Raw genomic sequence first — 21549 nt, 5'->3', positions numbered from 1 at the left:
ACCTATTTTAGGACGACTCAATTAGTTGATGATAATCTTTCTGACTTCTTTTCTGTCGCCATCCTGAACGGTCACTAAATAAATACCGGACTGGGTGTTTTTTAACTGTAAATGCTGATCGAACAAACCGGTGTTCTGATAGGCTTTACTGAAAATTTCCCTTCCTCTGATATCGTGTACGTTTACTCTGATCTCATTGCTTGAAGCAGATCGGAACTGTACATTGAAGTTTCCGTTATTCGGGTTTGGATAGATCGCAAAATCCTGTAAACCGAAACTTTCTGTTCCTAAGGTTGCTGTCTGGAAACAAACTTCAACCGACCAGGAGTTTAACGTTCCTGTATCGCCCTGGAAATAGTCGTTAATCAATAACTGCCAGTTTCCGTTGGTTGCTTTAGTGTTTAAAGCTGCCAAAGGCTGATTAGGAGCATAGGTACCGCTGGTGATTGGTGCTGTACAAACGATGTTCGGAGAACCGTCGTTGAAAGTAATGTTATAACCATCCTGATCGTTACAGATTCTGTTTCCTAAGATAACTTCTGTTCCGTCCGGGTGTTTCACTTTCGAAACCAAATCCCTGATCCAGGTGTGGGTCACGTTTACGTTTACATTCACATCGGTAATGGTTTGTGTAACAGGAACATTGATTGTAGATGTTAACGTTGGTCCCGGTGTCGCAGTATTAGGATTTGGTCCGTCCGGAATGTTCACAACGGTATTGTTGCTGAACGTCTGGCAGGTGTTTGAAATTGTATAGCCGATAGCAACACTTTTTGACACGGCATAAAATATATTTCCTACAGCTTCAACCATGATTCTACAGTATGGAGCGGCTATATTGGGAACGGTAATTGCTTCCGAACCGTCATTTGGAGTGTTAGCCACCAATGTTGTAAAAGTAGCCCCGTTATCGGTTGATAACAGGATGTTCACGTTAGCGGTATTGATTCCGTTTACGGTTGTTCCGGCAACATCCCAGGTAATGGTTTGCGATGTTCCCTGAGTCCAGGAAACATTTTCAACATTTGGCGATGTGATTCGGAAAGGTCCGGTGTTTGCAAAAGTGATCACGGTATTATCACGTCCGGTTTGTCCTCCGTTTGGTGTTTTATTATCTCTAACAGTTAAGGCAAAATTCATTGTTCTGGCAGCACTTGGCACCACTTCCCAGGTAGGGATCAGGTTGCCGGCCAAAACGCTCTGGAAGTTTGGCATATAACGGTTGGGAGAAGTAGCCGGCGGTAAGGATCTGAAGTTTGGTCCTGATGTTGCGGTTGCTACCGGCGGCTGTGTCGATATTTGCGTGTCGGTTTGTTCCCAGCAGTAGGTTAAAGCTTCACCGGCAGTATCGGTTGCACTTCCTTTAAGTATAAACGCCGTTCCGTATGGAATCGTAAAATCGGCACCGGCATTCACCACTGGAGCAGCATTTCCGTTGCTGGTTGTTACCGCACAGCTTCCTGTTCCGTTAACAAAAGTCTGCATTTGCGCAAGACTCACGGCGTGAAAGTGTGCATCAGAATTGCTCTGAACATCCGGCGGACAGATTCCGGCATATCCCATAATGGTGTTTCCACTGCCCGGCTCAACAGCTGTTCCGGCCGATCTGTTTCCGCCGCAAGAGTTGTTAAAGGTGTGGGTTGCCCCGAATTGGTGTCCCATTTCGTGTGCTACATAGTCAATATCGTACGGATCGCCAACAGGAGCCGGAGAACCGGTAATTCCTCTGGCTTTGCTGGTTGTACATGGCGAATTTAACTGCGCCAGACCACCGCCACCGGTACTTACCGTATGCCCGATATCGTAGTTGGCCAGTCCGATATTGGCATCAATAACAGTCTGGCTCTCATTGATTAAAGTATTGGCATTGTCATTGGAAAAATTGTCACTGTCAATAAAAATAATAAGGTCGTTATTCGCAACCAGGTTCATGTGCAGCGACATATCTCTTTCATACAAACCGTTTACACGGGTCATCGTAACGTTCATTGCGGCCAAAACGGCTGCTTTTTTCTGAGCCAGTGTGCCGCTGCTAACGCCTGCTGCATTCACATGATAGGCCGCATATTCAATGGTACACGCCATAGCCAGACGATACACACGGTAGTTTCCGTCGCTGGCAAGGGCAAGGGAAGCATCCTGTATTATTTTACCGGAAACCTGTTCGTGATCGTCCTGAACCATACAGCTGAAAGAACGGTTGGTTACCAGTCCTTCTCTCGGATAAACAATATAATTATTCAGGTCTTTGGTATAGGTATCAATATATGAGGTTCCTGTTTTTCCGGACAACGTCATGGTATGCAGACCAAAAAGCGTAACACTGAAATTAATCGTAGCGGTAGGATCGTCAATTCCTTTACCGATATAGGATTTAATGTCCGGATATTTGGCGGCCAATGCCGGATCCATTATCGGTGATTCGTAAACGCGATAGTTTTCGAGTTTTCCGTCCGGATTCGGGAAGGCGACAATAACATTGGATAATCCATTAAAATTTTGTCTGGATGGTGCCGTTTGCAGTTTTGATTTTAAAGCGGCCAGATCAAGGGAAAACAATTCGAATTTCTGAGGCTGAGAACTGCGTTCCATTTTCTCGTACATCCTGATTTTTTCCTGACTAACTTTAGTCCATAATGAACTTTGCCCATAAGATGAAGCGAACGCACAAAATGCAATCGCAACAAAGAGTAGCTGTTTTTTCATTCATTTAGAGTTTTAGAGATTAATTTAGTTGGATAGGTAAAAATACAATTTTTTGACAGAATAATTGTGAAATGTTTGATTTTAAAGAGATATTTACGATTAAAATGCTGTTTATTGGGTTAAAGAGCACTTTTATTGTTGAAAGTTGAAGTGTTGTAAAAAAGTTAAAGTATAGTCATAAAGTTGCCCGTATAAAAATAGTAAAGTAACTTTACAAAGTAAATTAATAAATTTTCTTTACTACTTATGAAAACACCCCTTATTGAAATGGCTTCCGATCTGAGAACCGTTTCAACCCGCCTGGTTCGCAATCTCCGACAACAAAGCTCGAATACTGCTTATTCCCACGTAGATCTTTTAACGATGGGGCTGCTGCATGAACACGGTTCTTTATTGCCCTCTGAATTAGCCCAATTGGAACGCGTTTCTGCGCAGGCCATTTCGCAGGTTATCCAAAGGCTGCACGCCGATGGCTGTCTTGTAAAAACAATTGATAAAGACGATAAACGAAAAACAGCCCTTTCACTGACTCCGAAAGGGAATAAAATTCTGGATGAAATATGGGAACAGCGCAATCAATGGCTTGTAGCGGCTATTGACTCCCTTTTTGATGAAGCGGAAAGAGCCACGATAGCGGAATCCTTAGTGTTACTTAAAAGACTGTCTGAATACAACAAATAATGCCGGAAGAAGATGACCTATTTAAGAGCTTTTCGATTTCGTAATTTCAGATTACATATCAGCGGTCAGATCATTTCCCTTATCGGGACATGGATGCAGCGCGTAGCGATCAGCTGGCTGGTTTACCGGTTAACGGATTCGGCTACTTTACTGGGCTTTGTAACCTTTTTGAGCCTGATACCGTCTTTATTCCTTTCGCCTTATGCCGGAAGTTTTGCCGACAGACATAACCGTTACAGTATTGTGAAAGTGACCCAGTTCCTGTTAATGCTGCAGGCTCTGGTACTGGCGATACTGGTTTGGTTTCAGTTTTATAATATTGTGATCATTTGTGTACTGAGCCTTGCCCAGGGAATCATTACCTCATTTGACACTACGGCGCGTCAGGCAATGATGGCGGAGATTGTTCCGGATAAAGACGATTTGCCCAATGCCATAGCCTTAAATTCATCGGCTTTTAATATCGCCCGGTTACTGGGACCTGCCTTTGCCGGTTTTATCCTGAGTACTATTGGTGAATTTGCCTGTTTTTTTATCAATTTTATAAGCTTTATTGTTGTTTTGGGCTGTTTAATGGCGATGCAGCTGGATAAAAGACCGCTGCCCAAACGAAAAGCCGATACCTGGACCGAACTGAAAGACGGCTATACTTACCTGAAAACATCACCGGATCTGTTGTCCTTAATATTGCTGCTAACCAGTTCCAGTTTGCTTTTAATACCGTTTACAACCTTATTGCCGGTTATCGCCAGGGATCTTTTTCATGGCAATGCGGTAACGTTCAGCTGGTTTGAGAGTGCGGGTGGGATAGGAGCGCTGGCCGGTGCTTTATATATGACGACTATAAAACCGGGTAAGGCGCTGGCCAATACGATACTGGTGGCTACGATGATCCTTTCGATAGGGTTGTTGTCGCTGGCATTTTCATCTAAATTATCGGTAGCCATCTTTTTTACGATCATGGCGGCTTTGGGACTGATGATCCAGACTTCTTCGATCAATACCTATATCCAGACGCACGCTTTACCGGAAATGCGGGGCAGGGCGATCAGTTATTACATCATGGCATTCCAGGGAATATTGCCCATCGGAAGTTTGCTGATCGGGTTTATGGCCGAAAAAATCGGTCTGGAAAGAACACTGGCCTTTGAAGGGGTATTGGGTATTGTAATCCTGGCTGTTTTTTACTGGAATAACAAAACCAGACTGCAAACGAAATCCATACAGATTTAATGGAGTTCAACGCACAAATATCCCAGACACTTCAAAAAAACGGTTATTTCCGTTGCGGCAAACGGGCTGCCTTCAATTCTTAGAATACGATCGCAGTCCTGCAGATCAAAATTGATCCGGTAGCCCGGATATCTGGTTAAAAGGGAAGCTACTATTGCTTTGGCATCGTTTTGATGGTGTACTGTAGTTTTAAAAACCTTAATCATTTTGCTTAAAATAGGTATGCTGTTAATTTCTTCCTTTTTTTATTTTATGAAACGGATTAAAGGACAGTCCGATACTGACATAAAAAGAGGATTGGGGATTTGCTTTAAAAATATAATCGTTCGGAGATTCGTTTTTTTTGAATATCCTGCTGGTTGGAATGGTTTTTAAGCCGGTTTTCAATGTGCCGACAAATGTGCTGCCGAAATAGTGTTCGTACATCGCACCGGAATTGATTTCAAGCTGTTGAAAGACATGCTTTTGGGGACTGTTGTTAAAGTTGTACAGGTAAAAAGAGGTTACGGCCAATTCACTTCCGAAAGAAAGTCTTCCATCGTTAAAAAGGAGTTTTCTTAAATAGACTTTCTGCGGCAGGAAAACGTCTGCCATCCAACCGTTGGAAAATTTATGCTCATACGAGAAAGACGCTATAACCGGAAATTGCGAATTGGGATCGATCATCAGCGATAAGCCCGCACTCATTTTTGTCTGCACATTTGCTTTGAGGATCACGATTCCGGTGAGCATTCCTTTAACTCTTTCAAAATGTTTGTCGCTTCCGTCCACGGTTAGTCCGCTTGAATAAATGACTGTTTTGTTCCAAAGTCTTGAAATATGCGTAAAGTTAAGAGTGGTAGCATGGTAATGGAAGTCATGCTGACTGCTCACCAAACCGGAAGGAGTGTCGGTTTCTGTGGAAGCGGCGCTATACCTGTAATTGAATGCAGCACCCAGGATCCATCTGTTTTTCGTAATAAAATTGATGTTACCGTCTATTTTGGTCTGGTTCAGGTTTTTTACCGTTGTTTCGGGTAATGCTGTACCGGACAGGTTTGAGGTATAATCATAGGGGGTAAGCTGGCTGTATTCTATATTGAAAGCACGGGTTGCCGGAAACTTATCGGCCACATAGGCCACAACTTTTTTCGGAATACTGTCCTTTGTTTGCGAATAACTTACTTTTGACAGCATTAAAACGGTAATAACCAACACTTTTTTCTTTAGGATTCCCATTGTTTACGTTAGATTAGTAATGCTTTGAAACCGGATGATCTCAAAAACTTTCCGCAAAGAAAATTCTAAGGACTATGCCAATCCGGGTTTTTATACAAACACCGTTACTTATTATACCAAATCTCGATTTAGTATAATAAAAAGGATGTTTTGTATAATTTAACGGCTGTCAACACAGATAAGGGCTATTTTTGTGGCAGTAAATTATGGTAAGCGAGTATGATCAACAGTATTTCGGGTAATTTTAAAAACAGGCAGCTCATCAATTTGCTGGTTGATGACCGTTACCGGCTTTTAAGGCATTTTATATTCCTGGCAGGGTTCTTCCTGGTCTTTTTTTATACCAACGACCGGCTTGATGAATACCGGTACACCGGCATGGTTTTTATTTATGCGGTTCTTATCGGAATGTTTTATATCAATATGTACCTGTTGCTCCCGCGGTTTTTCTTCCGGGCGAATTATCTGGTTTATATAATACTGCTCCTGATCATGGTGATATTGGGATTGCGACTGATGGGCTATATCTTAAATGTCTTTCTAAACAGGTATCATGTGGCGGGTGATTATAAGATGTTACTGATTAATGCGGAAACCTTTAGATGGACTTTTATTGTTTGTTCGGTAATTTTAATATCGACCACGATCAAGCTGCTGCAACGCTGGATTCTGGACACCGAGAGGATGGCCGACCTCCGGAATATCACCTTAAATATGGAGCTGAATGAGTTAAAGAACCAGATAAATCCTCATTTTTTATTCAACATGCTTAATAATGTGAATGTGCTGATTAAAAATGATCCGGAAAAGGCTTCGGTGGTTATTTTTAAGCTATCGGAATTTTTGCGCTACCAGCTATATGAAAACAATGAAGAACAGACTTCGTTAGCTTCAGAAGTCCGTTTTTTGTCCAATTTTCTGAATCTTGAAAAAATAAGAAGGGATAATTTTCAATTTAGTATTGCTGTAGCGGAACAGGATATGCAGCATATTTACCTGCCTCCGAATTTGTTTACAACCTTTGTTGAGAATGCGGTTAAACACAGTATTGATATTACCGGCGGGGATTCTTATATTAACATCAGTATAGCCGCCGAAAATAAAAAAATACATTTCAAATGTATCAATTCGAAGAAGAACAGCCCTGATATACCGGAGCCAAAGAGCAGCGGATTGGGGCTCGCGAATATACAACGGCGACTGGAATTACTGTACCGGAATAACTACAGCCTGGATATTGCGGTAACGGCAGAGGAATATATTTTAAATTTAACGATTCCAATATGAATTGCATTATAGTAGATGATGAACCGCTGGCAAGAGAAGGTGTGCTGTCCATAGTTAGCGATATTGGATCCATTCAGGTTATCGGATCGTTTTCGAATGCGTTAACGGCATTGGATTTTATGAAGCAGAGCCCGGTTGACCTGATATTTCTGGACATACACCTGCCACAGGTAACCGGACTGGAATTTGCCGCACAGTTACCCAAAGAAACCTTAATAATATTTACAACGGCGTATCCGCAATATGCCCTAAAAAGTTATGAACTGGATGCGATTGATTATTTACTGAAACCTTTGGAAAAAGAACGGTTGGAAAAAGCAGTGAATAAAGCAGTTGCGTACAAAAAACTGCTGTCGGCAGAAACTGTAAAAAATACCATTGAGGGCAATACAACCGATTTTTTGCTGATTAAATCGGACCGACGTTATTATAAGGTTCCTTTCCAGGAAATACGGTTTATTGAAGGACTTAAGGATTATATTGTTATCCATACAAATAAACAAAAGCTGATCACGGCAATGAATTTAAAAACGGTGCATCAGAAGATTGCCACCAAAAAAATGATCCGTGTTAGTAAATCGTATATTGTAAATATGGATCATATTGATTCTTTTGATAATCATACCATTTATATTGGTGAGTTTGAAATTCCGCTTGGGGAAATATTCCGGAAGGATTTCTTTGATAATTATTCCAAAGGGACTTTGGGAAGTGAGTTATAGGCAACCGGAAAGGATATAGGCTAAAACTTATAAGCAGCAGGATTTGAGCAAAGCATTATTAAAAGTAGCGTATATTTTATTTTATATTTTACATAATGTATATTATAGTTCAAAATATAGAATAGTAATTTTAGGAGAATAGTCCGGTATTCTGAATATTTTGTGCTGTGATTAGTTGGTCTATTATACAGCGCTTCTGTTTGTTGGCCAGTAAAATTAATTTTTTCAAATTGCCTTTTGCCTGTTGCCCTTTGCTATTTTTTATAACGCTCAGGAAAACTAAATTTTATTTTTTGTGTGGTTTGCTGGTGTATAAAAAACGTATACGTTTTTTTCTATGCTTAGGTTTATGGTCTGATTAATCGGTTCATTTATGTTGGTGCTAAATCAAAGAAAAAATCAGTATTAATCTGTCTGCCCAATACTCCTTTGTTATTTGGAATAGTTTTTATTCTATTTGACATAATATAGTAGGTTCTTCTCTTTAAAGTTAAATTGCGTTGATGCAGTTATTTAAGTATTTATGTGACTTTAGGATTGTGAATGCTATGGCTATTTTTTTGTTTTTATGTATTATGGTAAACCGTAATTATGTACACTCCTGGTAGTTTATCTTTGCTTATAGTAGTTTAATAATACAAATTGCATGGTTTGTCTAGATTTATTAATGATTTTTAGAGTAAAAATGTCTGATATTAAAAATAATATTCACGTATATTACTAAAAATATTATATTTGGAATTTATGATATGCTGATATGCCAAATAAGAAAATATATCAAGGCCGAAACATCAAGCGTTTCTGTGAAATGCTCGGCACCAAGCAGGATGCCTTAGCTTTTGAGCTGGACGAAGACTGGAACCAAAAGAAAATCTCTCTCCTCGAGCAAAAAGAATCTGTAGAAAAGGATATTTTAGAACAGGTGGCTAAAATCCTGAAAGTGCCTACCGAAGCTATTGAGAATTTTGACGAGATATATAAGAATAAAGTATATGGACTATAAATATGATGTTACATTCTCTTTTGCAGGAGAAGATAGAGAATATGTTGAACAAGTTGCTAAAATATTAGTTGACAAAGGAATCAAAGTCTTTTATGATAAATTTGAAGAAGTTGATTTGTGGGGAAAAGACCTAGCTGTTCATTTTGATTTTGTTTATAGAAAAGGTGCAAAATATTGTGTTCCGTTTATATCGGAAAATTATAAAAATAAAATATGGACAAATCACGAAATAAAAACAGCAATATCTAGAGCCATAGAAACAAATGGTGAATATATTTTGCCAGCAAAGTTCGATGATACAGAAATTGACGGTATTAGGCCTAGTTTAGGATTTATTGACTTAAGAAGCACCAGACCAGAGGATTTTGCAAGCCTAATTATAAAAAAATTAGGAAAAGAGCCAAGTATTCCTATTGCAGAAAAATTACAAGAAAATGATGGTAGAATTTATTTAAGTGCAAATGTATTAATGAGTGAAATGTATGGTGTTCATGGTTGCGCTATAGGCGTTTCAATAACTAATACAATTAGAAAGAACAGATATTTTAACGAACCGTATTTTAAGCTAAGTCAAACTGTTGAAGAAATTGGGTCAGATAGCTTCTATCTATTTGATAAACTTGCACCCGTAGATTTTCCAAACAAACTAGAACATGGCCAAGTAGTAAATGTCAATTATAATCTTAAAAGAGGAACAAAAGAAATATTTGACAAATTACCTCCTGAAACAACCATTGAAGCGATTGTCACCACAACACTTGGTGAAAAGTTCAAATCAAACCTATTACCAATTAGTGATGTTTTGAAAATTTTTGATATGATTAAAAAATACTAAAATATGTTTAGAGGTTTTAATTTATCACTACCAAGCATAGATGAATTTAATAAAATAGATGAGTTTATTAATATAGGTGAAAATATATTAAAAAAAACAAAGCTAAAAGTAAAAAGCACATTAGATGATTATTTATTAAATAATAAACAACTGGATGGTGATCAAATTATAAATGAGTGGTTTCCTGAAGTAAAAGCACATATGTTTTTATCTCATTTACATAAGGATGAAAAAATAGCTTTTTTTCTTGCAGGTCTTTTTCGTGAAGCTTTTAAAATTGATACTTTTATCGATTCAGCTGTTTGGGGATATTCGGATGATTTATTAAAACAGCTCGATGATAAATATTGCAAGAACAGTGATGGTAGTTATAACTACCTGAAAAGAAATTATTCTACAGCGCATGTGCATATGATGCTTTCTAATTCTTTAAACAGAATGATTGACAATTGTGAGTGTATTATGTTCCTAAATACTCCAAATTCTATCGTCACTTCTAATGAAATTAATAATAAGACTAATTCCCCTTGGATTTTTTCAGAAATCAATACTTCAATAATTATTCAAAAAAAAACGCCTAAACGATTGGAACAAAGGGTTAAAGTATTTTCATCAAATGAAATGAAAATGCTAAATGAAAATGAACAACAGCAATTATTAATAGATTATACCGTAGAGCTTTCGCATTTAACTAAAATAAATTTAAAAGATTTAGTAAAGTGGTTAAGTACATCAAAATTTAGTGAAAGCCCTGAAAAATCGTTAGATGATTTATATGCACAACATCCATTAAATAAAAAATTCTTGTCAAATGAACGATAATAAACTAAAACATCTGGAATTTATACAGAATACTATAACTCGAATGAGTACAAATTCATTTATAGTCAAAGGATGGGTTATAACTATTGTTTCTGCATTATTTGCCTTAGCAGAGAAAGACTCAAATAAGAACTATATTTTATTGTCATATTTTGCAATTCCAGTATTTTGGTATTTAAATGGTTACTTTTTGAAAATGGAAAGAAAATACAGAAAACTATATGATGATGTTAGACAAAAAGGAGAAGATGATATAGATTTTTCAATGAATACTGATGCATATAACCAAGCAGATTGTAGCACATTATCATCAATGTTTTCGTCATCCATTTTTCCATTATACATTTTTATGATTCTTGTAACTCTAATTATTATGTTTTTAATATAGAATTGAAGTACTTCTTTCAATTAATACATTTAAATGATTACCTCAACAAAACAAATACTCACTATTTGCATTAAAATGTAACTGTAGCAATTAATAAAATGGACAATATCAAACCTAAAATTATAATTAGTATTGAGAAAAAATACAATTTGAATTTAAAAAAAATCTATGATTTTCAAGACATTACAAAACAGCCTCAATCATATAAAATTGATAAAAAAAATAATATAATAGAGATAAATCTTAATAACTGTGAGATTACCTCTTTGAATCCGTTAAAATCCATTAAAACATTAAGAGAACTATATTTAAGAGGCAATAGTATCAATAATATAGAAGCTTTATCTCACTTAAAAGAACTTGAATATCTGGATGTCAGTTATAATAAAATTGAAGATATTTCTATTCTTAAGCAGTTAACAACACTCCGATATTTAAATATAGCAAATAATAGAATTTATGACATTAGTCCTATATATGATCAATTAAGAAATGATTTGTATTTGCATGCTGTCAACAACCCGATTGTGTATCCTCCACAATACATTTCGATAAATAGAAATGGAGATGTTGTTGAATGGTTTGATGCTTTATGGTCAAATGTAAAAAACAAGATTGAAGATAACCTACAAACAAAAAAAGAAATTCTGAATCTTGGTAACTGTGGAATTACTGATCTATCTAGATTTCCTTTACTATATAAATGTACTCATTTAAAAAGGTTGATATTAAGTAACGAATGGGCTATTTATGACCAAGGTTGGGATAGGGAGACTAGTAAAAATGATAATTTACCAAACAATATATTTCATGTCCCACCTGAATTTTCTAAACTTCGAAAGTTAGAAGAGCTCATTATTGGAGGTGATTGGAAAAGCAAGAAAAATAGTTTTTGGAATAGATGGAGAATAAGAAATTTTTCAGTATTTAATAAACTAAGCAAGTTAAAATATCTTAATGTAAGTAATAATTTAATTACGGGAAATATTAATCTGAACAAACTTAGACAGATTGAAATATTGCATTTAAATAACAATAGAATTACTTCAATAACAGCAACATCATATTTTGAAAAAATAATAGAACTTTATCTTAGTAATAATTCTATCTCTAACATTTCTTTTCTTAATAAATTCCCAAGAATTGATACCGTTGATCTTCACTCAAATAAAATAAAAACTTTATTACCTATTCAAGAACTTATAAAAAAAGTTGAAATTAATGATTCTAGATGGCAAAAACACACAATCAATCTAAACAAAAATCCTCTATCAAATCCACCACTAGAAATTATTTCTCAAGGAAATGAATATGTATTAGCATATTTTAAACAATATCAAGCAGAACAAAATATAAGAATAAAACCATATATAAATCGTGATATTAAATTAGTTTTAGTAGGCAATAGTGATGCGGGCAAGTCTACTCTTATAGAATATTTCATAACCGGAAATTGGAATAGTACTATTTCAAGTACGCATTGGATGGAGGTAAAACCCTGGTCAACAAAACATAAGAATCAATCGTATAATATAAGGATTTTTGATTTTGGCGGTCAGGAATATTATCATGACACCCATTATTTGTTTTTCACAAAACAGACAGCTTATTTATTACTTTGGAACGAACAATCAAATAAATATGGAAATATTTCAATAGAACAGAGACAAGCAGATGACAGTTTACAAACAAATAAAGTAGAATGTTTTCCTTTAGAGTATTGGCTTAATTCTATAGACTATCACACAAAGAATAAAAAGATTTCTGTTGATGAAAAAAGGATTATAGAAATTTTGAATGAACGAGATTTTGATATTAAAAATAGTATAAGTGCTGGGGAAAATTGGACTAATAAGGTAATTCAATCTACAGAAAATATTGGTAGAGAATTAGATGATGTCCCTAACATACTTGTAGCACAGAACAAAATAGATAATGCAAATGACTTGAGATTTCTTGATGAATTTAATTTAAAAAAGTCTTATCCAAAAATTTTCGAGTATACTTCTCTTTCTGTAAAAACACAAAGAGGCATGGAGAACTCTAAAGATATTCTGTTTGAATTACTAGATAAAGTCTCTTTATTCAATAGAGAATTTTTGGGAACATGGGGATTCTTGAAAAAAGAAATTGAAAATGGAGTTTCTTTCGACAAGAAAATATCTCTTATAAAATTTAAAGAATACTGTAACAATAAAATTAAAACCATTCCTGAGGTAAATAAAGGGAATAGAAATTTAATAAAACAAGTACTTTTTAATGATACTGATACAATTAGTTTTGCACAATATTTAAATAATATAGGGTTAATTTTATATTTTCCTGAAAATGAAAAACTAAAGGATTACGTATTTTTGAATCAAAAAGAGATTCTTAAGAAAATATATGATGTTCTTTCTGGTCTAAATAATCTAAACGGTAGGTTCAGTAAAGATTACATTAAAAATACTTTAGAAAAAAATAATTTTGATAGTGAATGTCAAATGATCATTAACATCATGAGTCATTTCAAAATGATTTTTGAACACCCATCAGATGTTGATTATTATATTGCTCCCTTATATTTGCCATCAGAACCTCCAAAAAGCGTAAAAATCTTCCTTAGTACTTTTCAAAAACCGATCTGTAAGTTTATTTTCAACAGTTTTATACATAAACATGTTATCTTGGAATTTTTTCAAAAACATGGAAAGGCTGTTTTAAAAGATACAAATAATAGTGAATCATATTTATATTGGAAAAATGGAGTTGTATTAAAAGATATTGAGACTCATGAAATTGTACTCATGAAATTTTGTAATGTTGATGATACTAATGAAAAGGCTTATATAGATGTTTATAGATTAGAAAATTCTAGAAATACTCAATTTTCTGATGATGTCATAAAAACATTGGAAGAAATATGTATTGATAAGGATGTAACTAAAACAGTGACAATTGATGGTGAAAATTTCATCCCAATTTCCATCATTCATAAAGCAGAAGATAATGAAAATTGGGTTTTTCATTATGAAGAAAAATACTATGATTTGAAGCAATTCAAACAATATCTAAAACAACCTTTAAAAATGAAAAAAATATTTATCTCATATTCAAAAGAAGATACATCTTATCTGGTCAAATTGGAAAATCATTTGAGTGTCTTAAAAAGAAATGGAACTATTGATACTTGGAATTGCAGGCAACTCATTCCAGGAGAAAAATGGGACGGCAAAATTAAAAATGAATTAGAAGAAGCTGATATTATATTGTTTTTAGTAAGTGATGACTTTTTAGCTACTGATTATATTTGGGATATAGAGATAAAGAGAGCTATTGAGAGAGAAAATGAAAATCCTGAAAAAGTAAAAGTCGTTCCAATTATTGTAAGAGATTGTTATTGGGAAGGGTCTCCATTAGGAGCTTACAACACCACACCACCTAAAGCTCAAGTTTTAACAACTTCATCCAATATTGATTTAGCATTTAAAAATGCCGTGCTAGGGATCATTAAATTATTAGAATGATCCCATAAGCTAATCTAATTTGTGGCTCTGCCACTTATATCTATAATAATATTATATAGTCTTTAATCAGTGTAAATCTCAGACAAAAATTGATGTATTTAAATGAATACTTCTACGAAACGAATAGAAAACAATAAAAGCTTCGATAGTGAACTAAATTTTATTAAGGAAATAAATTCTTTTGATAAGTGTGGTATTAAAATAGTTGGGAATGAAAATATAAATGCTTACCTATCTAAAAATGGAGCAATATTTAATCTTAGTATTGATACTGAGTTAACTAAAGAAAATGCTCCATTAACTTTTATGTTGGATAACGAAACTTATGAAATAAAGAAGATTGGAAATACATGCAATGGCACTTCACTCAAAATAGGTAAATCTCCTGAATTTACTACAAGATTAGATATAAATAGTTTTGAAACGAAAGGCTTTAATAAAAAGAGCATATTTAAAGCTTTCTATATTGTTGACTTAAGTGAAATAAAAACATTTCACGACCAATTTCAGACAGTAACACATCAAAGAAATGGACGTAATTATTTTTATGACTGTCTTCGGATAGAGCTTAATGACAAAACCTATGATCTTACTCAACTTAAGGATGGAGAAAAAGGTTTTTATGTTTTTGAATGTCTAGAAGAACAAACTCTCGAAGACTTTTCCGAAGTATGTTTTTCCATTAAACAAGCTATTAGCTTTATTACTAAATTAATGGTTGGAGATGAAGAATATGTATTTGACAACTCAGGCAAACTATATTACTCAAACTACATCAGACCTACAATTAAAGGGATGTATAGTCCCATTACTACAAATCCTTACTCTTATTTAGATATTGAGGAAAAAATTGCAGACCGTTTCTGGGGTAAGCTAACAAGAATATCCTCTGATAACTTATCTAATCTAGTAAACAAAATACATACAGAACCTGAGTTTTCTGTGGCTATTCTGGTTATTTTGGAGGCAACTTCAGTACGCTCACTATTACTAATCCCAAGCTCTTTTGCTGTTATTATTGAACAACTTTCAAAACATTTAAGCGTTGAAGAAACAGGCTTGGAATCACCAATAACAAATAAAGAATTAAAAAATAAAATACTCGAAGAACTTCAGGACGTAATTGATAATAATAGTGAACATTTAGGCGATGAAGCGATTCAGAAACTCAAACTAAGAATCAAAGAGATTAACAAACCTGTAAATAAACAACATCTCACAAATAACGAAAAACTAACAAGACCATTTAAGCAATTGGGTATAAACCTTACCCTTAGAGATGTTTTAATTATAGAACATCGTAATGACCTTTTACACGGAAATATACTGTTAGTTACGGATGAAAATAGAGACAATAAGGATATAGATCTTTATATGAACTATGTTTCTGCAAAACTATTTACATTGATAAGCAAACTAATCCTAAAAGCGATTGGCTATAATGGATATGTATACAATCAGGCTAAATATTTGGAAAAGTTTCTCAAAAATGGAACAGATGAGGAATATTTTGAGCTAATCTAACTCTTCCCACTTTTAAATAAAGTATTTATAAATGACTGAACAGATAAACGAAATTATAAAAGATAAATACTCGAATGAATTAGCATATGAATTGTCTAAAATTTCAAGAAACAATTCCGCAGATAATGAGATAAAAAATCTGTATGAACTTGTCAGTAGCGAACTAACTGATGATGCTTTTAATAATCTTTTAAAAGAAGCTAATTTTAATGTACCGGAACTACAAACTGAAAATATTGAAGTATTAGCCAGAATTAATGATATAAAGTTCATTCTTGGAAATCCGGATAAATTGAGTTGTATCAAAGAATCAGTAAAGTTTTATATTGAAATATATGAAAAAACCGATGATTTGAAATATATGATTCGTGCTTTAGAGTTGGTGCGAAAAGTAAAGTCTGTTTTCACGCAAAACCTACCTCAATTAGAGCAAAAAACATTACTAATACTGACTAGCTTAGAATCGGCATACTATCAATTAAAGTTATTAGATTCTTCACTATTTCTAATTCAAGAAACTTCTTCAAGTAAACTGATAGACTATTTTATTTTTCAATTAGAACAAAGCCTTGAAAAAAAACAATTTAATCCGGCTCGAATTTATGTTAAAGCTTTAAACAAATTAAAACATTTTGATAACAATCAATTCAAAATACAAACTGCACTGTCTTTTGAAGAAGAAGCGGATCATTATGTATTACAAAAAGAACCAAATACCTACTATCCTAATATCTTAAGCTTATATATTGATGCTTTAAAGCGAATAAAAGGTGTTGCAGTAGATGAAAGTTTCAAAACCAGACTTGAGCAAAAAATAAAAAAAGAACAAAAGATACATATTGAAATGCTTAGGAATATTGGCATTGAGGTTGAAACCAGATTAAATATTCCTGAACTAGTAACAACCCAAAATATAAAAAAATTTAATAGTGGGTTTAATTTTCTATTATCACTTCCAATCTTTGATTTAGCTAATTCTAAAAAGATTTTCGAAAAACAAGATAAAGAACATTTCTGGCAACAGTTTTTTCAAGAAAATGTATATTATACGAGTAAAGGTACTGTAAGCGGAATATCTGATACTGAAAATCACGATTTAAACTTTGCGAGAGGACATTATAGAAATACTATAATTTCAATAATCAAAGAAGTCAAACATATTATGGATTTTGACAAACAAATATCAAAAAATCTGGTCGCAGAAATGATTGTTAGATGTGAAAGTCCGTTCATTCCTAATGATAGACAGTATTTATTTATTGAGGGTATTTATAGTGGTTTCCAAAATAATTTTATATTATCATCACACTTGCTTATTCCTCAAATTGAAAATAGTTTGAAACACATTGCAGAACTTAACAATAGAAATACTGTAAGACTTTCGGATGACATTCAAAATGATAATACTTTAGGTAGTATATTAGGTACAGACCAAAACGGTAAAATGCTAGATGACATCTGTGATAGAGATTTATTATTAGAATTAAATAGCTTTTTAGTTGATGGTGCTGGTATTAACTATAGAAACAAGGTTTGTCATGGTTTAATTTCTCCATTCGAAATGGGTTATTACGGTATTTATCTATGGTGGATAACCCTAAAAATGATAAAACAAACTGACGAATATTTCAGGATATAATCACTTAACATCATTAATAGACTATAAGTTATACATTATTTATGACAACCAAAAAGCAACATTACGTTTGGCGTGAATATTTAAGAAAGTTTTGTTTTGATAAGGATAGAATTTATTCTCTTATAAAAAATGAAACATCTCAAGAGTTTATAACCTCAGATCAACCAATATAAACCTGTGAGTTTAATTTATATTATCCATTGTCTCCAAATCTTGCCATAATATTTGATTTTCATGTAGATAGCAATTCTATATCAGAAGAAATTATAACGGATATTGATTATGTAAATCAGTTAAATGATGCTATGGCAAAGACCTCGGAAATGTTCATTTTTTCAAAATCGTCACAATCTTTAGAAAAATATAAAAATAGTATTTCTTAATAATATAGAACATACTCATCTTTATTCGGTTGAGTTCCCTACTCTATTTTATGCAGAACTTGCGTGAGGGATAGCAGCAAAAAGCCCACAGCGAGGCACGAGCGAGGACTTGTAGCGTATAGCCCGATCCATAGGGTCACACCCTAAAGAAAATCTTTTTTAAAGTTGGTACTCTTTGTGGCTTCCGCCACTCGGTTTGCTACTCACGTCTATAGGCTGTCTTTTTTTTATGAACATTAGTTATTATTATGGCGTGTCCCCTGCCCTTTTTCGGTTGCTTATTGGTTGGTCAGGAATCGGTTTGTTTCTTATTTAAATTGATATTCGGTTAATCTTAATGTTCCAAATTTATATAAAACGTCTTGCTCGGTTGCCCATTTTAAATCCCGGCTTGCTGTTGGTGCAGATATGTTTTTAAAGCTTTGCATATAGTCTTTTCGGCTGAATTTGTTTTTGCCGATTTTGTCTTTGAACAGGCGGATTCTGTCTTCTGTGTGAAGGGTTACGGATTGGGATTGCAGAAGCCCATCTAATGATTCTGAAATAATGCCAAGCATGAATTCGATAAAAGGTGTTGAGTTTCCTTTTTTGTCGGATTCGGACAACTTGTTATAATATTCGTTTTGTTTTTGCTTAATGAGTGATTCGACAGGTAGGTATTCGAAAACGGGATATTGTTGCATGAGGATTAGGGTTTGCCAGAGCCTGCCCATTCTTCCGTTTCCGTCTGTAAATGGATGGATAAATTCAAATTCATAATGAAAGACACAGCTTTTAATCAGGATTAAATCATTGTCCTTTTTTAGATAATCAAAAAGGTCTTTCATTAATCCATTTACCATTGTTCCGTTTGGAGCGATATGTTCTACTTTTGAGCCTTTTACGATTCCAACATTGGTCGTTCTTAATTTACCGGCATTGTCAATTAATCCGTTCATTAGAACTGAGTGTGCTTTTACGAGGTCTTTTAATTGATAGGGATTGAATTGGCGGAGTTGTTCATATACTTTTATAGCATTCTGAACCTCTAAAATATCTTTTTGTGGTGCAATGACCCTTTTGTTTTCTAATAAGGCCGTAATTTGTTCTTCGGTCAGAGTATTACCCTCGATTTCTAATGAAGACTGAATGGTTTTAATTCGGTTTTTCTTTCTTAATTCTGTTGCCGGTTTATAGAGATGAGAGGCGTTAATTTCTCCTATTTTTTCTGAAATGGAAGCTACTAATACTAAAACTTTATCCGTAATTGTATAGGGTGGTTTCATGTTTGATAGTATCATTTGATATTATCAAAGGTAGGGTTTATTTTATAATCTATGTACGTTAAAAGAATTAAAGATGATTATTATGGCGTGTCCCCTGCCCTTTTTTCGGCTGTTTATTGGTTGGTCAGGCTTTCTCCTCTCAAAGAATGTTAGGCAGTAAGTTTGCCTGTTTGTGGAAGTTTTTGGGTTCAGATATAAGACAAATCACCTGTCTTGCTAAATTTTTTAATGATATTTTGTATCATAAAACAGGTGATTTTAAAAATAATAGTTACGGATTTGACTGAAAATATTATATTTGAAATTTATGATATATACTGATATGCTGCATAATAAAATATCCAAAGATCTAAATATCAAATGTTTCTATGGAATGCCCGACATCTGGCAGGAAGCCCTGAGCTACGAGTTGGGCGGTGATTGTAATCAGAAAAAAGTCGCTCTTCCCAAACAAAAACAATCCGAAGAACTTTTTTACCCAATATAAATGGATAAAGTACAATATTACGGTGTCGGTTTTACATGGAAAGAAGCTGAAATTAAAAATCAATTACCACGTTTTATCGAAGAGGGCATCTGGGAAAATGGTTTTGAAGATAAATATTTAGAGAGAGTTAATACGGTTGCTGTCGGTTCAAGGATAGCCGCAAAAACTACATATACAAAAAAAGAAAACGGTGAGATGATTTCAATCCTTGAAATTCATGCCATAGGAACTGTTCTTGAAAATTTAAAAAACGGACGAACTTTAAAAGTCAGATGGGATCAAAGTATCGAACCGTTTATCATTAAAAATAAAGGTGCCTATCGTTCTACTATTTCAAGAATCAATAATATTGGAACCATCAAAGCGATCTTCAAAAATGATAAACTTTCTGTTAAGTCAGGAGAATTTCTGTTTTACTTGAGTGGAGAATCTGAAAAAGAGCATTATTTATACCCTTGTTTTATTTTAACAAAAGACAAATGGAATGACTTCGGATATCAAACACAATATGAAGTGTATTATTATGATTCTCTCAAAGAACGGACATACATTGGCGCCACAAAATTTTTAAATAAGGTAAAAGATAATGGGGAGTTACCCAATACCTTTACGTCGCTTGATGATCATAATATTTGCTCACTTGGGCAATCAAACCACTATTATTTAAATCTTCGGGAAAGCTTAAATAAAGAAGCTGCTCACTACTATCTGGACGCCATTAATGATTTAGCAATTAATAAAGGTCTGGTGGAATCATTTGAGCATGAAAAGGGATTCAAGACATCTTTAATCAGAAGCAGTGAAGCCCAAAAAGCACTTCATGAAGGATATAAGATTTATAATGGGTTGGAAACGGATAATACCCTTTGCTTTACTTTTTCAACACAGATTAGCGGGGCAATAGAAAAACACGCTATAAAATTTGATTATTCTGAAAAAGAAGATCTCCCTTTTAGAATCAAAGTCTTAATTGGTAAGAACGGAACCGGCAAAACACAATATATTGCAAAACTGGCCTCAACCTTAAGTGGATATGAAAAACAAGGAAATTTTTCTACCCAATATCTGCCGCCGTTTAGCCGTGTAATCGCCATTTCCTATAGTCTGTTCGACAGGTTTCCCCGGCCAAAACAAACAAAAACCTATAGTTATTATTATTGTGGTTTTCAAAGTGGCAGAGGCTTTCTTACAGATAATCAGGTGAATGCCCGGTTAAAAAAAGCATTGGGAATTCTTGAAAAATCAGAAAGAATGCATTTGTTTGGTAAATACATAGCAATTGTATTATCGGATGATATTGCTTTGGATATCCTGGATAAAGATTTTATCGAATTAAATAAAAACGAGTTCACTCTTTATAGTGAGGGTGGATATTCTAAGTATAGTTCAGGTCAGATAGTTATGATACTGATGCTTGCTGAAGTCCTGGCCTATATTACAACAGAATCATTACTGTTATTTGATGAACCGGAAACACATTTGCATCCTAATAGTATTTCTCTTTTTGTAAATGTTATTAATCGCATACTTAAAGAATACAATTCCTATGCCATTATATCCACTCACTCCCCTCAAATCATACAGGAAGTACCGGCAAAAGATATAATTGTTATTGAACGGCTGGAAAACATTCCCAGCATACGGGGATTGGATATTGAGACATTTGGTGAAAATCTCAACACGATCACCGAAAGAATATTTCATACAAATAGTCATGATGAATATTACCGGGAGTTCTTAACCAAGCTTTCAAAAAGTAACAGCTACAGTAAAATTATTGAAATGTTCGAAAAAGAAAGTTTACCGCTTAGTTTAAGTGCTAAAATCTATTTACAATCCCTTTATTAATT

At 34.2% G+C, this 21549-nt stretch carries 16 protein-coding genes and 1 pseudogene; 13 read left to right on the top strand and 4 right to left on the bottom strand.

The genetic code is table 11. From position 1 onward, the window contains the following. Positions 1-21 precede the first annotated feature (21 nt). Positions 22-2706, bottom strand: coding sequence for a reprolysin-like metallopeptidase (locus tag B3394_RS06265; protein ID WP_286914251.1), 2685 nt, complete (start codon positions 2704-2706; stop codon positions 22-24). Between the two features lie 246 nt (positions 2707-2952). Here B3394_RS06265 and B3394_RS06260 point away from each other — a divergent pair, with 246 nt between their 5' ends. Further along, on the top strand, positions 2953-3387 hold the full coding sequence (locus B3394_RS06260) for a MarR family winged helix-turn-helix transcriptional regulator (protein ID WP_286914246.1): 435 nt from the start codon (positions 2953-2955) through the stop codon (positions 3385-3387). A gap of 12 nt (positions 3388-3399) precedes the next feature. Beyond that, the gene (locus tag B3394_RS06255) at positions 3400-4620 is read left to right on the top strand and encodes an MFS transporter (RefSeq protein WP_177734452.1); all 1221 of its coding nucleotides are present in this window, start codon (positions 3400-3402) and stop codon (positions 4618-4620) included. On the opposite strand, the gene B3394_RS06250 is transcribed toward B3394_RS06255, so the two are convergent. Both B3394_RS06250 and B3394_RS06245 read right to left on the bottom strand, forming a co-directional pair. Then, positions 4617-4826: a hypothetical protein gene (locus tag B3394_RS06250; RefSeq protein WP_177734451.1), complete on the bottom strand. Its 210-nt coding sequence runs from the start codon at positions 4824-4826 to the stop codon at positions 4617-4619. The two genes, B3394_RS06255 and B3394_RS06250, sit on opposite strands and share 4 nt — an antisense overlap. A gap of 22 nt (positions 4827-4848) precedes the next feature. Beyond that, on the bottom strand, positions 4849-5838 hold the full coding sequence (locus B3394_RS06245) for a hypothetical protein (RefSeq protein ID WP_286914233.1): 990 nt from the start codon (positions 5836-5838) through the stop codon (positions 4849-4851). Positions 5839-6057: 219 nt separating this feature from the next. Here B3394_RS06245 and B3394_RS06240 point away from each other — a divergent pair, with 219 nt between their 5' ends. From B3394_RS06240 to B3394_RS06200, 9 genes and pseudogenes are all read left to right on the top strand, one after another. Further along, positions 6058-7125, top strand: coding sequence for a sensor histidine kinase (locus B3394_RS06240; RefSeq protein WP_286914228.1), 1068 nt, complete (start codon positions 6058-6060; stop codon positions 7123-7125). After that, positions 7122-7847, top strand: coding sequence for a LytR/AlgR family response regulator transcription factor (locus B3394_RS06235; protein WP_286914224.1), 726 nt, complete (start codon positions 7122-7124; stop codon positions 7845-7847). The genes B3394_RS06240 and B3394_RS06235 overlap by 4 nt, the downstream gene beginning before the upstream one ends. A 757-nt stretch (positions 7848-8604) precedes the next feature. Next, a pseudogene (locus B3394_RS06230) lies at positions 8605-8820 on the top strand (XRE family transcriptional regulator); the annotation flags it as partial. A gap of 19 nt (positions 8821-8839) precedes the next feature. Beyond that, positions 8840-9685, top strand: a complete 846-nt coding sequence (locus B3394_RS06225; RefSeq protein WP_286914222.1) for a toll/interleukin-1 receptor domain-containing protein — start codon at positions 8840-8842, stop codon at positions 9683-9685. A gap of 3 nt (positions 9686-9688) precedes the next feature. After that, positions 9689-10507, top strand: coding sequence for a hypothetical protein (locus B3394_RS06220; RefSeq protein WP_286914217.1), 819 nt, complete (start codon positions 9689-9691; stop codon positions 10505-10507). Further along, positions 10497-10895: a hypothetical protein gene (locus B3394_RS06215; RefSeq protein ID WP_286914211.1), complete on the top strand. Its 399-nt coding sequence runs from the start codon at positions 10497-10499 to the stop codon at positions 10893-10895. The genes B3394_RS06220 and B3394_RS06215 overlap by 11 nt, the downstream gene beginning before the upstream one ends. A gap of 98 nt (positions 10896-10993) precedes the next feature. Continuing rightward, on the top strand, positions 10994-14401 hold the full coding sequence (locus tag B3394_RS06210) for a leucine-rich repeat domain-containing protein (protein ID WP_286914209.1): 3408 nt from the start codon (positions 10994-10996) through the stop codon (positions 14399-14401). A gap of 102 nt (positions 14402-14503) precedes the next feature. Next, positions 14504-15925, top strand: a complete 1422-nt coding sequence (locus B3394_RS06205) for a hypothetical protein (protein ID WP_286914206.1) — start codon at positions 14504-14506, stop codon at positions 15923-15925. A gap of 31 nt (positions 15926-15956) precedes the next feature. After that, positions 15957-17564 (top strand): DUF4209 domain-containing protein, encoded by a 1608-nt coding sequence (locus B3394_RS06200; protein WP_286914203.1) that lies wholly within the window; start codon positions 15957-15959, stop codon positions 17562-17564. Positions 17565-18255: 691 nt separating this feature from the next. Here the strand turns inward: B3394_RS06200 and B3394_RS06195 are convergent. Next, positions 18256-19212, bottom strand: a complete 957-nt coding sequence (locus tag B3394_RS06195) for a Fic family protein (protein WP_286914200.1) — start codon at positions 19210-19212, stop codon at positions 18256-18258. Positions 19213-19519: 307 nt separating this feature from the next. On the opposite strand from B3394_RS06195, the gene B3394_RS06190 reads away from it, so the two are divergent. Further along, on the top strand, positions 19520-19699 hold the full coding sequence (locus B3394_RS06190) for a hypothetical protein (protein ID WP_286914194.1): 180 nt from the start codon (positions 19520-19522) through the stop codon (positions 19697-19699). Then, on the top strand, positions 19700-21547 hold the full coding sequence (locus B3394_RS06185; RefSeq protein ID WP_286914193.1) for an AAA family ATPase: 1848 nt from the start codon (positions 19700-19702) through the stop codon (positions 21545-21547). It abuts the gene before it with no gap. Positions 21548-21549 lie beyond the last annotated feature (2 nt).

Origin of the sequence: Flavobacterium sp. UBA4197 (assembly GCF_002379575.1) — a bacterium.
Taxonomy (GTDB): domain Bacteria; phylum Bacteroidota; class Bacteroidia; order Flavobacteriales; family Flavobacteriaceae; genus Flavobacterium; species Flavobacterium inviolabile.
Note: the sequence above shows the minus strand (reverse complement) of the source record. Positions and strands in the feature narration are given on the sequence as shown.

Bases quoted from the DNA above. Each gene is read 5' to 3' on its own strand.
- B3394_RS06265 (WP_286914251.1), bottom strand. From the start codon at position 2,706: ATGAAAAAACAGCTACTCTTTGTTGCGATTGCATTTTGTGCGTTCGCT.
- B3394_RS06260 (WP_286914246.1), top strand. From the start codon at position 2,953: ATGAAAACACCCCTTATTGAAATGGCTTCCGATCTGAGAACCGTTTCA.
- B3394_RS06255 (WP_177734452.1), top strand. From the start codon at position 3,400: ATGACCTATTTAAGAGCTTTTCGATTTCGTAATTTCAGATTACATATC.
- B3394_RS06250 (WP_177734451.1), bottom strand. From the start codon at position 4,826: ATGATTAAGGTTTTTAAAACTACAGTACACCATCAAAACGATGCCAAA.
- B3394_RS06245 (WP_286914233.1), bottom strand. From the start codon at position 5,838: ATGGGAATCCTAAAGAAAAAAGTGTTGGTTATTACCGTTTTAATGCTG.
- B3394_RS06240 (WP_286914228.1), top strand. From the start codon at position 6,058: ATGATCAACAGTATTTCGGGTAATTTTAAAAACAGGCAGCTCATCAAT.
- B3394_RS06235 (WP_286914224.1), top strand. From the start codon at position 7,122: ATGAATTGCATTATAGTAGATGATGAACCGCTGGCAAGAGAAGGTGTG.
- B3394_RS06225 (WP_286914222.1), top strand. From the start codon at position 8,840: ATGGACTATAAATATGATGTTACATTCTCTTTTGCAGGAGAAGATAGA.
- B3394_RS06220 (WP_286914217.1), top strand. From the start codon at position 9,689: ATGTTTAGAGGTTTTAATTTATCACTACCAAGCATAGATGAATTTAAT.
- B3394_RS06215 (WP_286914211.1), top strand. From the start codon at position 10,497: ATGAACGATAATAAACTAAAACATCTGGAATTTATACAGAATACTATA.
- B3394_RS06210 (WP_286914209.1), top strand. From the start codon at position 10,994: ATGGACAATATCAAACCTAAAATTATAATTAGTATTGAGAAAAAATAC.
- B3394_RS06205 (WP_286914206.1), top strand. From the start codon at position 14,504: ATGAATACTTCTACGAAACGAATAGAAAACAATAAAAGCTTCGATAGT.
- B3394_RS06200 (WP_286914203.1), top strand. From the start codon at position 15,957: ATGACTGAACAGATAAACGAAATTATAAAAGATAAATACTCGAATGAA.
- B3394_RS06195 (WP_286914200.1), bottom strand. From the start codon at position 19,212: ATGAAACCACCCTATACAATTACGGATAAAGTTTTAGTATTAGTAGCT.
- B3394_RS06190 (WP_286914194.1), top strand. From the start codon at position 19,520: ATGATATATACTGATATGCTGCATAATAAAATATCCAAAGATCTAAAT.
- B3394_RS06185 (WP_286914193.1), top strand. From the start codon at position 19,700: ATGGATAAAGTACAATATTACGGTGTCGGTTTTACATGGAAAGAAGCT.